We start from the raw sequence: 14,240 nt of genomic DNA on the forward strand, positions 1-14,240 counted from the left end.
CGGGATATTACCGCCGACTGCTCAGCAGCGTCGTGGCGATGGCGACCTGGGCGGGTTCGAGCGTGGCCTTGCCGTCCTCGACGTCCCACAGCGCGTTCTGCAACACCCGGCCGAGAGTCCATCCGACGGCCCGCTCCCGCTCCAGGCCGAGCACCTCGGTCAGCAGGTCGAAGCGGCGCAACACCGCGCGAGCCACGTCACCGCCGGCCTCCACCTGCGCCCACCGGTTGTCCATCGCCGGCAACAACTCGAACCCCGGGTCGCCCGCCAGCGGCTCGGGGTCGATGGCCAGCCACGGCTCCCGCTCCCCCGCCAGCACGTTGTCGTAGTGCAGGTCCCAGTGCAACAGACTGTCACCGGACTCGCCGACCAACTCGGCCACCGCACCCGCGCAGGTGCGCACCAACCGCCGCTCGTCCGGGTCCCGCAGCGCCGGCACGGCCTGCGGAACCTGATCGAGCATGGCCGTGGCGATGTCTGACAACCGCCGAACCTCCCCCGGCGCGGGTACGGAGGTCAGCCGGGCCAGCAACTCGGCCAGGATTTGCACCGCCGCGTCATCGTCGGCCACCGAGGACAGCGGCCGGGCCGCGTCCAGCCGTTCCAGCAACTGTGTGCCGCTCTCCTCGTCATAGTCGAGCAGCCGCACGACACCCTCGCCCCGCCACGCCCGCAGGCCGGTGGCGGTCCCGGCGGTCTCCTCCCTGAGCTGCTGAAGCTTGAGCACGGCAGGGGTCGTGCCGCCCCGGACCACGGGCAGGACCAGCGAGGCCATGCCGTACGCGGCCGGCCCGTCGGGCCGCAGCTCCCAGCGGTCCAGGAACTCGCCCCCGAGACGGGGCAGATCAGCGAGCCAGGCACGCGCCTCGGGGCCGTTCCCGCCATAAGACGCGGCGAACGGATCAGGTACGTCGATACGCGACGTGTTCATGCGGAAATCTCCTTCGTGTGAGTCCTTGCTGTGACTGCGACAAACGAAGGAGACAATGGAGGTGCCCGATTACCGGGCAGGCGTCAAAGCATGCCTCTCACCCTACCCGGCGGTGATCGTTCACCTGGGGACCTCGTCCTGTGACGGCACCTGGTTGCCGTCGATCGACGCCCGTTCGGCCTCGGTCAGACCGGCCGCGGCGAGAATGGCCTGCACCATCGCGTTCTTCCCGCGCCCGTAGTCCTCGCGGTTGGCGGCCGTCGCACCCACCCGCCTTTTCACCTCGGCGTACCGTTCACGCAGTTCCGGGTCGGCTCGCAGGATGTCCCTGACGCCGAGGTGATTCCGGAGCGACAACGATCCTTCGACAATGACGTAGGTGTTGGTCCCGGTGAGTCGTGCGGGCTCCTTGAACGCCCACCGCTGCGGGATCCCCAACTCACCCAACGGCGAGAAACCGAGGCCGACCAGTACGTTCGCGGCGGCCTCGACATCAGGCTCGGCCACCACGATGTCGCAGTCGATGACGGGCTTGGCGGCCAGTCCGGGAACGGACGTGCTGCCGACATGCTCGATGGAAACCACCGGCACGCCGGCGAGGTGCAGGGCCCTGGCATATTCCGTGCGCAGCGCCTCGAACCGGTCGGGCCACGCGGGGTCGTACTCGACTACCGTGATCACGGCGCGAGCCTAATCGGCGAGACATCCCGACGCAAACGATTTTTCGCATATAAGCGATCAATACCGTTTCTATAACGCAGCTTCCTAACCTCTTTCGCAAGAGCAACTCACGAGCTCTTTGTTCCACAAATCAAGGGGGAAATTCGGAATGCGTATCAACCGTCGCGTCGCGGCAGCCACGGGGATTGTCGCCGGCCTCACCGCCATAAGCGCGACCTCCGCTTCCGCGACAGCAGGTCCGGCCTACACAGCGGCGTCGGCGTCGGTGTCGGCGGTCACGGCCGATCAGCCCAAGGACGGCGGGCGGGTCGCCATCCCGGCCGACCCGTCGAGCAAGGCGACCACCAGGAAGACCGTGAACGTCGGCGGGGGGACCTGGTCGTACGGCACTCGCGTGGGCACCGGCGGACTGAAGCACTGCTACTCGAAGTACACCCATCCGAAGAAGAAGCACTCGGCGACGGCGATCATGGCCGATGTCCACTCCAAGGACTACGCGGGCAAGGGTAAGTGGGCGTCCGCTGGGGTGACCGGGGGCTGGGCCTACACGTGCTACGCGTACTGGAACACGTACTAAAGATTACGGTTTTCCGTAGTCGCGGCGGTCCGCGTCCTCTCGCGTACGCGGCAGAAACCGCCGGCCGCTGAATGGCCGCCGAATCCTTTCTGCGCAAAGGTTCGGCGGCCATTCCTCTCGCATGTCCATGATCTTCGCAGAAACCTCATGATCTCTGTGCGTTCTCGTCTTCCGGCAACCGCGGCGACGCCGGCCTCCGAGCCCGTCTCACGATCGCCCTGCCCTTGCCGATCACAGCCAGACAATCGCCTGCCAGACGGTCACGGCCGCAGCGGCGATGAGCACGAGGTTGAGGGCGATCCGCCGGTCTCCGAGGCGCAGATGAACCGTGGTCGCGGCGATCTGCAGCACCACGAACCCGGTGGCCGCCGCCAGGGCCAGCCACGGCGCGATCCCGGTCAGCGGCGGAAGGATCAGCCCGATGGCGCCGAGCACCTCGACCACGCCGATGGCCCGGACGGCCGCCATGGGCATACTGTCCACCCACGCCATCATCGGCCGAAGCCGATCACGGCTCCGCACCAGCTTCAACCCACCCCCGTAGAGGTAGAAGAGGGCGAGCAGGCCGGCGACGATCCAATAGAGGACGACGTTCACCGGGCCGCCTTCGGGGCGAAGTCGGTGGCGGGCTCCGTGGCGGGCTCCGTGGCGTAACGGCTCATCGCTTGGATGTTCGCCTGCGGGGTCAGGCCGCCCCGGCCGTCGGCGATCAGGTCCTGCAGGTCCCGGAAGTACTGCACGTACAGGTCAGGGGTGAAAGTGCTGAGCATCACGGCCGGTTGGTCGGTCACATTGGCGAACGTGTGCGGGACCCCGGGCGGGACCATCACGAGCGTGCCCGCCGTCGCGTCATGCTCGGTCTCACCCACGGTGAACCGCACCGAGCCGGAGATGACGTAAAAGCCCTCGTCATGCCGGGCGTGGCGGTGTTGCGGCGGCCCCGGGGTGTGCGGGGCGAGGACGGACTCGGCCATCCCGAGGCGGTGCCCGGTGTTGCTGCCGTCCTCCAGGATGCGCATGCGCGTGGTGCCCAGGACGATCGTCTCGCCGCCGTCCGGACCGACCACGGATACGGTGGGGTCAGGGACGATCCCGTTCTCGTCAGTCATGCTCCGATTGCACTGCCCGGGAACCGCGCCTGTCCAAGACCCATCCTCCGAAGCCGATACCGTACGGGTATCGTTGCAGCATGGAGCTACGGACGCTGCGCTATTTCGTGACGGTCGCCGAGGAACTCCACTTCGGCCGGGCCGCCACCCGGCTGCACATGAGCCAGCCTCCACTGAGCCGGGCGATCAAGCAACTGGAGACCGAACTCGGCGCCACGCTGTTCGACCGATCGCCCGCCGGCGTCTCCCTCACCCCGGTCGGGACCGTACTACTCCAGGAGGCACGCGGCCTCCTCGACCACGCCGACCTGGTACGCCTGCGCGTGGCCACGGCGGCCGGCGCCGCGACCCTCACCATCGGCGTCCTGGGCGACAGCACCGACCCGGGCATCCGGCGGCTGGCCGACCTCCACCGCCGGCGGCACCCGAACGTCGAGGTCCGGATCCGCGAGACCGACCTGACCGATCCCACCTGCGGACTGCACGCCGGGCTGGTCGACGTCGCCCTGACCCGCAGACCGTTCGACGAAACCGGCCTGACCGTGTACGAGCTGCGTGCCGACCCGGTGGGAGCACTGCTGCGCGCCGACGATCCGCTGGCCGGCCGCGACAGCCTGAAGCTGGCCGACCTGGCAGACCGCCGCTGGTTCGTCTTCCCGGAGGGGACCGACCCCCTCTGGCAGTCGTACTGGAACGGCGGCGAACCCCGCGAGGGCCCCGTGGTACGCGCCGTCCAGGAATGCCGGCAGGCCGTCCTCTGGAACGGCACGGTCGGCATGACGCTCCTGGACCACGAGCCGCCGGCCGGGCTCGCCGTGGTGCCCGTGATCGACATGCCGCCGAGCCGGGCGGTGGCAGCGTGGAAAGAGGGCGACACCAACCCACTCATCCGGTCGTTCGTACGGATCGCCACCGCCGCGTACAACCTGTAAGAGGACCTACGCATTCACCTACGGAACGGCCTGCCGTCGCGCGGGATCTTGCAGACAAGCGCATGTGCTGGCAGAACGGCCTGCCATCGTGCGGAATCTTAGAGAGCATGTGCCGGCGGAACAGCCTGCCGTCACACGAGATCTTGGAGACGCGCCCCGACCCCGGCCGCTACCATGCGCGGCATGTCATCCCCTTCCTCCCCCGAGGTCCCGGTTGTCCCTCCCACCGCCTGGCGTGTGCGGCGGAGGTGGACCAGCCTCCTGCCGAAGGGCGTGATGTCATGCCCGCCGTTGGGCAGCACCGACGGCCACAACAACTGGGTGGCGTCGGTGACGACCGCCGTCTTCGACGGCCGTCCCGTGGCGGTCACCGGAAGCGGCGACAACACCGTACGGGTATGGGACCTGCTGACCGGCGAGCGGGTCGGCACCCCTTGGGCCGCTCACACGAACGCGGTGCGGGCACTGGCGACGTCCGTACTGGACGATCGCCCTGTTGTGATCAGCGGCGGCGACGACAACACGATACGGGTGTGGGACCTCGCCTCCGGCAAGCCGATGGGCGAGCCATTCAACCTCCAGGCGGACAGCGTCGAGGCCCTCGCGATCGGCGAACGCCACGGCCGCACGGTAGCGGTCACCGGTTGCTACGACACAACCGTACGGGTATGGGATCTGCAAACACGGCAAGAGGTGATGTCACCGATCCACGGCCACACCGGCCCGGTGTACGCGGTGGCGACCACGATGCTGGACGGCCGCTGGGTGGCCGTCACGGGCGGCGACCGAACGGTCCGGGTGTGGGACCTGGACACGGGTGACCCTGTGGGCAAGCCGTTCACCGGCCACAGCGGATATGTGGGCGCGCTCGCGGTCACGGAGCTGACCGCCGGCCACCAGGTGGTCATCTCCGGCGGCTACCAGTCGACCACCCACGTGTCGGACCTGGCCACCGGCCTGCCGGTCGGCGCCCTCCCCCGCTCCGCGAACCTGGAGGCCGTGACGACCGCGATCGTGAACGGCCGAACGGTGGCGATCACCTGCGACTCCAACGAACCGACCATCCAGCTGTGGGACCTGAAGACGGCCGAGCCGCTCGGTGAGCTGTTCCCCCAACACCCCCGCACGCTGCACGCGGTGGCGACGGCAGTGGTGGACGGCCGGCAGGTGGTGGTGTCGAGTTGCGACGGCGGTTCGGTCCGGGTATCCGACCTGGTCGTCGGCGAACCGACCAACAAGCCGATCCGCCACGACGCCACCATCAGGGCAGTGACCGCCACCACCTCAGTCACCGGCCAGCCGATGGTGGTCACCGGCAGCGACGACAAGACCGTACGAGTATGGAACCTGGACACCGGCGACCAGACGTGCCCGCCCTTCACCGACCACACCGGCCCCGTCACCGCCGTGGCCACGACCCACGGGGACGACCGCACGCTGGCGATCACCGGCAGCGAGGACGGCACCGTCCACCTCTGGGACCTCACCCTGGGCAAGCCGGCCGGACCACCACTGACCACCCACCATCGCCCGATCACCGCGATCGCGACCGACAACACAGGTGGCCTACCCCGGGCCATCACCGCCGGCGACGACAAAACCATCCGCGTATGGGATCTCCGCACCGGCGAAGAAACCGGCAACCCGCGCAAAAGCGACCATCGCTGGATTCACGCCCTCGCCACCACCACCCTCAGCGGCCGGCCCGTCGCCGTACTCGGACGGTGGGGCGGCGGCTTCCGAATCCGCGACCTCGCCACCAACCGCGACACCACACTCCAAACCACCGGCCGAAACGGCAAACCGGTCCGCCTCGTGGCCACCACCAACGCGGACGAACGACCCATCGCCATCACCACAAACGACGACTGGCGCGAGCCACCGCTAGAGGTATGGGACGTCGCCACCGCTCAACAACTCGGCCGCCTCCCCACCCTGAACGTAACCGCCCTCGCCGCCACCACGATCAACGGCCACCCCATCGCCGTCGCCGCCAGCTACCGCACGGTGACAACCTGGAGCCTCACCACCTTCGACAAAATCATCCCCGACCTCGAATTCCCCGACCCGGTCAACGCCGTCGCCGCCACCCCACAAGGCCACATCATCATCTGCTTCGACCGCGACCTCGCCGTACTCACCGCAACCCGATCAAGCTGACCAGCTATTTCTCGAAGAGACGCCAAAGCAGAGCGCCCTGGCCGGACTGCAGCACGTGCCCGTGCTCCAGCGGAATCCAGAAACATTCAAAGCGGATCGGCTGCCCAGTCCCGTCATTGTCTTCCTGGCTTGCCCACCGGTCAGGGGTGTCCTCACCAAGCGAGAGCTGGAAAACGTGACGGCGTTGAATCTCGGGCCGGTAGGGAGTGGTGTCGTAGTCGACTGTGCCGAGCTCGCGAACGATGGCGAACTGGCTGAGGCCGGTTTCCTCCCGAGCCTCCCGCAGCGCGGCGCTCGCGGGGTCTTCTCCCTGCTTCACCGTGCCGGCAGGGACTTGTATACCGACCTCTTCGTAGCTGTAGTCCACATGACGAAAGACGAGAAGCCGCTCGTCCCGAACGATATAACAGAGAACTTTGTCACTGATGATCTTCTCTGCCACGAAACCTCCTGAACGCATAACGCCCTGGACCAAAGTCGTTCCCCGGCTGGCTTGGCGGATGGAGAATTCACCCGACAAGTGGGAACTCGGCGCGTGATCGCCAACCGCAACCGTCGCTGACGTAGAGACTGACCGACCCGACATCAGCGATGATGGGCAACCGTACGGTCAGCGCGGCTTCCGTCTCGTCGAGCACGTGCGCCGGCTGACGGTGCGCGACAGTCAGGTGCGGGACGACCTCCGCGAACTGTCCACCGTAGGGCGGCGCCTCGGGCCACCGTGCCGCGACGGCCTCGGTCAGGGCACGAAACGGCTGATCGGGTGTCGGCGCGAGGTAGAGCACATCGGGAAACCGCCCGCACTCCTCAAACCGCACGGTCACTGGGCTGTGCCCGCCGAACATCACCCTGAGTTCGTCGATCACCGCAGCGTCGATGCGATCGATGTCCAGAAACGGCACAAGCACCGTCACGTGCGCGGGAACCCCAGCCGAGGCGGACGAATCAAACCTCCACCGCCACCGCCCGACCACCGGCTCAGCTTCCTTCACCACGGCCAGCAAGGCCGTCTCGCCTACTCGGTAGTGCCCTGAAGTGCCGTCATCCGACATGGTCGGATGCTCTCAAGCATCGAGGCGGACCTGCCACCCCTTTACGCCACAAGCCTCCCTCATGCCACCCGGTACGGCGGCACGGGGCAGAGATGACCCCGAACAGTTCACCCGCACGAGGGAAAGGGCGGCCGGACATAGTCGGCGAGGTTGGCCGCTTACCAGTCCGGCTCCCACCTATAGCTGTACCAATGGCCCTTCAGGTAGCTGTAGCGGTTGCCGCCGTCGCCACTCTCGCTGGGCTCGCCGGAGGTCAGCCAGAGAAAGCCTCTGCCGTCGTGCTGGAACAGCCCTCGGACGGCGAAACTCAACACTGCCGGGAATCCCTTCCCCTGTGGTGGCATCCTGGTGCAGCGTTCCATCGCGCACGCAGCGGGCACGCCTGCCAGGTGACCCCCAACGGGACGCAAGGAAACCAATCAGCTCTCGCCAATACACAACTCACCGCCCGACAAGCCAGGAGGATGAAAGGTAGGATAGAGAGCATGAGCGAGCCTACCGGCAAGTATTCAATCACCATGCCGCGCGACGTCGCCGAGGCTGCCCGGTCCCGGAGCGGACCTTCCGGCCTGTCCGCCTACGTCGCCGCCGCCGTCGCCCGCCAGATTGAGCGTGACAATCTCAGCGAACTCATCCAGGTCGCCGAGGCCGAACACGGCCCCGTCACCGACGACGAGATCCAGGCGCTGCGCGACCAACTCCACCAGGCCCGACGGGAACAGGCCAATGGTGGAGCGGCCACGTGACCCGTTCTCCCGCCCGTCCCGGCGGGACCCTTGTCCTCGACAGTGAGGGACTAGCCAAGGCCGTCCTGCGCGACCGTACGGTCACCGCGTGGCTCGCTCTCGCCCGTGCGGACGATCTCCGCGTCATCACTTCTGCCGCCACCCTCGTCGAGGTGGTCCACCCCCGCGTCAACCGGCCGGCTCTGGAGTGGACGTTGTCCCGCCTTGTCATCGAGCCGGTAACCGAACCAATCGCCCGCCACGCCTCCGCACTCTTGTCCAATGCCGGTCTGCACGGGCACAAGTACGCCATTGATGCCATGCTCAGCGCCACCGCCCTCGCTGCCCCCGATCCCGTCACGGTCCTTACCTCCGACCCCGAGGACCTTGCCGCACTGTGCGGTGCGAGCGTCACTGTCATCAAGGTTTGAGCCAAAGCCCTCACCCACTGGTTCCGACAGGATGATCACGGCCCAATGGCACGCGTATAACAACGACATCGGGAAACATCAAAGCCCAGGCACCAAATCCATGGGCCCACCTGGGCTTTCACATCGAGAGCTGGCGACGGAATCGAACCCGCGCTGTCACCTTGCGAACTACATCGATCATGGCCTGATAAGGCGCCGAGCTGGGCCGCGAGCCTGTCCTGAGCGACCGTGATTACCCCTCGTCACCCTTCTCAATGGCCCGCCAATGGCCCGACGACCAGCCTTCGACCTGGCACAGCCTGAGCGCCGAGGCACGTAACAGGGCAATTTCACTTCTCCAAGACCCGACTCTTGCTTGCACTATAACGTTTGTGTTATGAGCTGGGGAAAGGTGGAGCTAGAGCCAGAGGTTGATCAATGGTTCGACACTCTTGATCAGGAAGGCCAGGAAACGGCGGCGTTCTACATCGACCCTACTGGCCGCGCGTGGTGTCCTGCTCGACGAGCCCTACACCCGACAACTCCGTGGCAAGCTACGGGAGTTGCGGTTTCACCTCCACCGAGAGGCTGTGCGGATCACCTATTAAATCGCTCCGGGGAGACGGATCGTCATGCTGACGGTGTTCCGCAAGCAGCGGATGCGCGAGACCACTGAGATCGATCGTGCGTGGCGGGCCATACAGCGGTGTATCACTGAGGCGCACACCACTGATGAGGAGTGAGCGGAGTGAGCGCAGGACTTGGGCCGACAGGAAGTCCGAAATAATGAGTCGTCCCAGTGCCGGAGCGGCCTACGAGGCGGCCAAGATCCGGTTCGAACTGGGCGAGGACGTGCGACTGCGGCGTGAGCAACTTGGACTGACACAGGCTGAACTAGCGGAGCGCACTGGACTGCAGCAGCCAGCGGTTGCACGGTTCGAAGCAGGAGGCACCATGCCGACCATCCCCATGTTGGAGCGCCTGGCAGAGGCTCTGGAAATGCGGCTCAGCGTCGAGTTCCAACCGCTACGCGAGGCCGGCTGATCTCGTTCGAAAGTAGTGCCGGCAGTCACTTCCCGGCTGCCGACGCTGCATCGCTAAGTGCACGGAAGGTCGAGAACGCCCCCGGAAATCTGCTGGGCACCTCATTCCCGTTGCGGTGTCCCGTGGCACTCGACAGTGTGCGGCTCGTGATCGAGATCGACGGCCGCTGGAGGCGACCAGCCCGTTCGTGTTCCTGGTCGGTCGGGGTCGGCAGAGGTGCGAGCCGCTCAGTTACGACGCGCTGGTCAAATTGTTCTCCCGGAAGATGAGCGCGCTGGGCCTACGTACTCCCGAGACGACCCTGCATGCCCTACGTCACACGCATGCGACGGCCATGTGGGAAGGCGGCATGCGGGAGCTGTCGCTGCAGAACGTCTCGGCCACGCCTCGCCGGAGTCGGTGAAGGTCTACACCCGGGTCTCTGATGAGGCGGTGCTGGCGGAGTACACCCAGGCCCTGGAGAACAAGCGGCGAGCGCGGTGCGCCTCGTTGCCGGGCCTTCGCCGCGGCGGCAGCACGCCTCCCGAGAGGAGTACTTCGCCTGGTTGCAAGAGGCTCTCGGGGGCTCGCGCGGCGCGTTCCGGATGCGCCGCTACTTCTACGACCGGTTCGTGAAGCACTGGCCCGACCTGGAGGAGTGGTTTGAGGCACCGCTGTTGGCTCGACTCGACCTCAGCCAGGACGGCGCGCAGTCCCTCTCCCCGGGAGGCAAGCGGACCGGGCCCGCCTACGACGCGGGCTCTTACCTCACCTACCTGGCCTTGGTCCACCGGATGCCAATGGACGCCGACTGGGTGCTCAGCCGCAACTTCGACAGCGTGAAGGCCTCCGCACAGGGGAAACACTGACCTGGGGATATGCTGGTCGAGTGACCGTGAGTCCCCGAACTTCCCCGCCGGCCAGCACGAGAACGTGCACTCAACGGGCACGGACCTACGGCCATTCAATGCGGACAAGGTAGATCTCTTGCTGCCGGTCCAGGACGACATACGTGGCAAGACCACGCTCTCCGAACGGATGCGTAAGCATGTTTGCTCTGGGATTGGCAGAGTTGTACGGATCACCGCTCCAAGGAGCGGTTTCCAGGAGCGCGAACAGCTCCGCGAGCGGACGCAACGCGTGATCAGGTAGCGCAGCGATTTGATCCTCGGCCACGGGATCGATGATGAGCTTGAACACCTAGACATCGATCCCACGAGCCGCAAGGATTTCCCGCCACGGCCTGCCCTGTGGAGTCGGCTCACCGGCCAGAGCCTGCTCCGCCCGAACGTGCATCTGCCTGCGCCCCTCAGGATCCTTTGCGGTGTCGCATGCGGAGATCCACCAGCGGTGCACGAAGGTGTTCAGCGCTCCAAGATCAAGGCTCACTCGCACCTCGTCGAGCACCGCCTTCAGACCAGCGTCAAAAGCTTCGCGATCTTCCGGAACCATCAGCGCCGCACGGATGGCGCGCAGGTTCCTCTCGGGCAGAGGCGTGCTAACGGAGATGAAGTCCTGCGGCTGTGCGGTCATGCCCAGCTCCCTTCCCTGTCTCACAGAGACTACAGAGGGAGGACGACATCCTTCACGCAAAGTTGAGACGCTGAGTCTGTCGCGGCAGACGAAGGTGGAGCGGATTACGGGAATCGAACCCGCGCTGTCATCTGGGGAACTGCACGGAGCACCGTACGTGAGGGCTGTGAGCTGGGCGGAAACCCGGTCGCGAGTAACCGTGATCAATCCCTCGTTACCCTGCCTAGTTGCACGACGATCAGCCCTTGGGCTGGGGTTTTGTGGCGCACTCTCTCCCATCTGATCACCAGTCCGCCGTCGTCCCGCCCGAAGGGGAAGCGGGCCGAGGCCATGGGACGAGGTGGAGACCTCGCGGGCGCGCGGTGATCACCCCGGTGCTGGAGTGCCTCCCACTTGGAGGCAAGTCTGCGCTTGGGCGGGGGTGCCGTCGGCTCCGTATAAGTCCATCCGCCACATGACGGCCGACCCGGAACGGGAGATCAATGAAGCGCTTCGGACGTTCAACATGCATGTGAACTGAGTTGAGGTCATCACGTACAAGGAGCTCGTCGACAACACCAGACGCTCCCTCGGGGACCTTTGAGGATGCAGTAGCTGCGTCGTGGCTCAACGCCGAAGTGCCGGCACCTCAAGCGGACGGGGAATGGTTAACGTCAGAGCCGCGACAGTCTAGCAACACGCCGTCAGCGGCGCCGACAAGGCGATCGCAGACGCCATTAATTAGCAAATCAAGTAGCGCGACAAGGGCGACGACGGCACTGCGGGCGTGCTGGCCCCGTGGGCTAATTGCGCGGAAGACCGACACCAGACCTAGAAAGATCAAGATCCGGTCGGGAACCATCCCTGACTTGGCCTGTTCGTTCGAGAGCGGGTGACGGGAATCGAACCCGCGCTGTCAGCTTGGGAACTGCATCGATCACGGCCCACTGGGGCGCTGAGCTGGGTGGAAGGTCGGTCCTCAGTGACCGTGGTTGACCCCTTGTCTCCCCTCTTAATGGCCCGCTAATGGCCCGGCGATCAGCCTACGACGCAGTGTTCTCGCGCGACGCGCACACGCCGTAGCTGATCATCCCGTATGTCATCGACCGTCTTGGCCATACAGCCAAGATCGACCGCCTCCAGATAGCTGGTCTTGGCTGGTTGGTCCACCGGTCCGACCCGTACCGCCAGTGGCCCCGGGCATCGTAGAGTGTCGCTCTGCATTGATCGAGACAGTGTGTGTGCTTCTCTCGGACTACTCGACGTGAGCGCCACCCCCAAACTAACCAGTACAAACGACATGGAGTGAGTCGTGTCAGAGCTCAAGCCTGGTGATCGCCGACCTGCAGAGTGGTGGCTACCCGAGATGGCGGGCACCCGCGAAGTTCCAGGACTCTACGAGATTTTAGATTCTGGAGCTGGCCGTGCAACCTTGTTCAAGAGCCTGAATGCTATTGCTACACCATTTTTGGAAGAAGACCGGTCCTTCGAACTGCTGCATGGTAGAGCATTCAATTGCAGCAGGATCACTTTGTATAGCAGTCGGCGCTCGCAAGGACGGTATGGCATAGGCCCACTATCGATTACAGAGCTATCGACTTGGCTAGCCATCGAAGGAGCCTGGCTGTCTCGCGATCAGCTTTCGATCAGTGATGCCCGTGTTGAATTTCATGGCCAACAGGATTGGTCAGGGTGGACTAGCTTCGCACCGGACCCGTCTCAGCCGACGTACCCTCCAACGAACTACGTCCATACACCGGGCGAAGTGGTATCGGCCAGCATGCCGGGCGGCACGGTTAGCGTGAATGATCGCTCTGGCGTGTCAGATGGTTACGGAGGTGAGATAATTCTTCACTCTGGATGCTATTTTGACATTGCCCTGCATACGCCAGCCTCCTTCGAAAACTTCATGAAGGACTGGATACTCCCCCTCGAAGTATTGATAACAATGGCCACCGGGAGGCCTGGAGGTATAAAGTCCTTATCCATCACCAACCGCGAGTGGGACCTTGGAGTCGTCAGGCATCCTAGCGAGCGCTGGCTGAAGGTTCGATCGGGTTCAAAGGCAGGTTCTGGGCCTCGCAGACCTCTTCACGGCCATGAGGTGCTCTTCACGCTCCGGGAGATGAATTGGGAGACGCAGTGTCCACTCATCTATCAGACGGTCGCCAAATGGGAATACACTGTAGAACTCTGGGCAACACTTCTAGATCCCGATAACAAGTGGCCGCTTGCTCGTTTCATGAGCGCAATTCAAGCTGTTGAGGCCCTCGATCGCCTGCTATCTCCCAATGTGTATGACGGCGGCAAGCTGGGCATTGATTTCGTGCATAGCGTTCTTCGAGCATTGCGAGATGCGGGATTCAATAACAAAAAGCGCAGTAAGGTCAGCTCTCGATTGCAGAGACTAGCAGACCCCTCTCTAGAAGCGAGATTGAGACGCCTTACGCAGCTTCTCGAACCGTCCATGGGCAATCTATGCTCCGAAGCCGATTGGCCGAGCCGCGTAGCCAAGCTGCGCAATATAATTGCTCATGGCCTGCCAGAAGCTCGTGACTATGTCTTCGACTCCAGGGCGCTTCAGGTGGGCACCGAGCTTGCACTACATATGCTGGAATCGGCTTGGCTGCACAATGCGGGATTTGATGCACAAGATGCGTCCGTGATCCTCGGCCGGAGAGGAAACTTCGGCAGTCGCCGAAAACTAGTAACCGAAAATTTTCACTGCCTCCCTAAGGCGCAGAACAGATAGTTCGCTGCGCTAGCCAACGCAATCGACTCGGGCATTATTGGCTGGTCCGGTCGATCTGCCATCCAGGGGCATACCAATACACACAGAGACCTTCAGCCACGTCAATCGGCGGGTCGGGGCTGAGGAACGAAGTCCCGAACCTTCGATCGCCCCCAACCAAGTACGGCGACCCGCCATGCAGTGGCGATCGTAGGGCTGTATCTGTGCGGCGGCGTGGCAACCTCGATCGGCGCGTTCGGGAAGTGCGGCGGGGCCAGCGTGCGGTGCCCGGCCCGGGTGTCCCGCCGCCGTCCGGGACCGGCCCCCAGGCCGCACGCCCGGACGGCGGGCGGGCGGAGGGCCGGGGGTACGGCGGCGCGCCGCGCCGCCGCTTGAT

At 64.9% G+C, this 14,240-nt stretch carries 17 protein-coding genes; 8 read left to right on the forward strand and 9 right to left on the reverse strand.

From position 1 onward, the window contains the following. Positions 1–7 precede the first annotated feature (7 nt). Positions 8–931, reverse strand: coding sequence for an aminoglycoside phosphotransferase family protein (locus tag AB0I81_RS57440; RefSeq protein WP_360677695.1), 924 nt, complete (start codon positions 929–931; stop codon positions 8–10). Between the two features lie 120 nt (positions 932–1,051). Further along, positions 1,052–1,612 carry a GrpB family protein gene (locus tag AB0I81_RS57445; protein ID WP_360677697.1) on the reverse strand — a complete coding sequence of 187 codons (561 nt, stop codon included), beginning with the start codon at positions 1,610–1,612 and terminating at the stop codon, positions 1,052–1,054. 148 nt (positions 1,613–1,760) lie between these two features. On the opposite strand from AB0I81_RS57445, the gene AB0I81_RS57450 reads away from it, so the two are divergent. Continuing rightward, entirely contained in the window at positions 1,761–2,189 is a 429-nt protein-coding gene (locus tag AB0I81_RS57450; RefSeq protein ID WP_360677698.1) for a lactococcin 972 family bacteriocin, read from the forward strand. Between the two features lie 231 nt (positions 2,190–2,420). Here the strand turns inward: AB0I81_RS57450 and AB0I81_RS57455 are convergent, their stop codons facing one another. Both AB0I81_RS57455 and AB0I81_RS57460 read right to left on the reverse strand, forming a co-directional pair. Further along, positions 2,421–2,786: a DoxX family protein gene (locus tag AB0I81_RS57455; protein ID WP_360677700.1), complete on the reverse strand. Its 366-nt coding sequence runs from the start codon at positions 2,784–2,786 to the stop codon at positions 2,421–2,423. Then, the gene (locus AB0I81_RS57460) at positions 2,783–3,298 is read right to left on the reverse strand and encodes a cupin domain-containing protein (RefSeq protein WP_360677702.1); all 516 of its coding nucleotides are present in this window, start codon (positions 3,296–3,298) and stop codon (positions 2,783–2,785) included. Before AB0I81_RS57460 ends, AB0I81_RS57455 begins: the two co-directional genes overlap by 4 nt. An 80-nt stretch (positions 3,299–3,378) precedes the next feature. On the opposite strand from AB0I81_RS57460, the gene AB0I81_RS57465 reads away from it, so the two are divergent. Together AB0I81_RS57465 and AB0I81_RS57470 are read left to right on the forward strand one after the other, a co-directional pair. Further along, positions 3,379–4,230 (forward strand): LysR substrate-binding domain-containing protein, encoded by an 852-nt coding sequence (locus AB0I81_RS57465; RefSeq protein WP_360677704.1) that lies wholly within the window; start codon positions 3,379–3,381, stop codon positions 4,228–4,230. Positions 4,231–4,521: 291 nt separating this feature from the next. Further along, on the forward strand, positions 4,522–6,390 hold the full coding sequence (locus AB0I81_RS57470; RefSeq protein WP_360677706.1) for a hypothetical protein: 1,869 nt from the start codon (positions 4,522–4,524) through the stop codon (positions 6,388–6,390). 4 nt (positions 6,391–6,394) lie between these two features. On the opposite strand, the gene AB0I81_RS57475 is transcribed toward AB0I81_RS57470, so the two are convergent. The 3 genes from AB0I81_RS57475 to AB0I81_RS57485 all read right to left on the reverse strand — a co-directional run bounded on the left by AB0I81_RS57475 (position 6,395) and on the right by AB0I81_RS57485 (position 7,756). After that, positions 6,395–6,832, reverse strand: a complete 438-nt coding sequence (locus AB0I81_RS57475) for an NUDIX domain-containing protein (protein WP_360677708.1) — start codon at positions 6,830–6,832, stop codon at positions 6,395–6,397. Positions 6,833–6,899: 67 nt separating this feature from the next. Continuing rightward, entirely contained in the window at positions 6,900–7,442 is a 543-nt protein-coding gene (locus tag AB0I81_RS57480; protein WP_360677710.1) for a 2'-5' RNA ligase family protein, read from the reverse strand. A 158-nt stretch (positions 7,443–7,600) separates the two neighbouring features. Beyond that, positions 7,601–7,756 (reverse strand): hypothetical protein, encoded by a 156-nt coding sequence (locus tag AB0I81_RS57485; protein ID WP_360677712.1) that lies wholly within the window; start codon positions 7,754–7,756, stop codon positions 7,601–7,603. A gap of 171 nt (positions 7,757–7,927) precedes the next feature. Between AB0I81_RS57485 and AB0I81_RS57490 the strand changes: the two genes are divergently transcribed. From AB0I81_RS57490 to AB0I81_RS57505, 4 genes are all read left to right on the forward strand, one after another. Next, positions 7,928–8,188: a CopG family transcriptional regulator gene (locus AB0I81_RS57490; protein ID WP_360677713.1), complete on the forward strand. Its 261-nt coding sequence runs from the start codon at positions 7,928–7,930 to the stop codon at positions 8,186–8,188. Beyond that, on the forward strand, positions 8,185–8,598 hold the full coding sequence (locus AB0I81_RS57495; RefSeq protein ID WP_360677715.1) for a PIN domain-containing protein: 414 nt from the start codon (positions 8,185–8,187) through the stop codon (positions 8,596–8,598). The genes AB0I81_RS57490 and AB0I81_RS57495 overlap by 4 nt, the downstream gene beginning before the upstream one ends. Before the next feature lie 765 nt (positions 8,599–9,363). After that, positions 9,364–9,621, forward strand: a complete 258-nt coding sequence (locus tag AB0I81_RS57500) for a helix-turn-helix transcriptional regulator (protein WP_360677717.1) — start codon at positions 9,364–9,366, stop codon at positions 9,619–9,621. Between the two features lie 545 nt (positions 9,622–10,166). Further along, positions 10,167–10,469 (forward strand): hypothetical protein, encoded by a 303-nt coding sequence (locus AB0I81_RS57505; RefSeq protein ID WP_360677719.1) that lies wholly within the window; start codon positions 10,167–10,169, stop codon positions 10,467–10,469. Positions 10,470–10,554: 85 nt separating this feature from the next. Here the strand turns inward: AB0I81_RS57505 and AB0I81_RS57510 are convergent, their stop codons facing one another. Beyond that, a complete protein-coding gene (locus AB0I81_RS57510; RefSeq protein ID WP_360677721.1) occupies positions 10,555–10,800 on the reverse strand; it encodes a hypothetical protein in 246 nt (81 codons plus the stop codon). Then, the gene (locus tag AB0I81_RS57515; protein WP_360677723.1) at positions 10,801–11,133 is read right to left on the reverse strand and encodes a DUF6247 family protein; all 333 of its coding nucleotides are present in this window, start codon (positions 11,131–11,133) and stop codon (positions 10,801–10,803) included. 1,291 nt (positions 11,134–12,424) lie between these two features. On the opposite strand from AB0I81_RS57515, the gene AB0I81_RS57520 reads away from it, so the two are divergent. Further along, the gene (locus AB0I81_RS57520; RefSeq protein WP_360677725.1) at positions 12,425–13,864 is read left to right on the forward strand and encodes a HEPN domain-containing protein; all 1,440 of its coding nucleotides are present in this window, start codon (positions 12,425–12,427) and stop codon (positions 13,862–13,864) included. The last annotated feature ends 376 nt before the right edge of the window (positions 13,865–14,240 follow it).

Source organism: Nonomuraea sp. NPDC050404, assembly GCF_040655495.1.
Taxonomy (GTDB): Bacteria; Actinomycetota; Actinomycetes; order Streptosporangiales; family Streptosporangiaceae; genus Nonomuraea.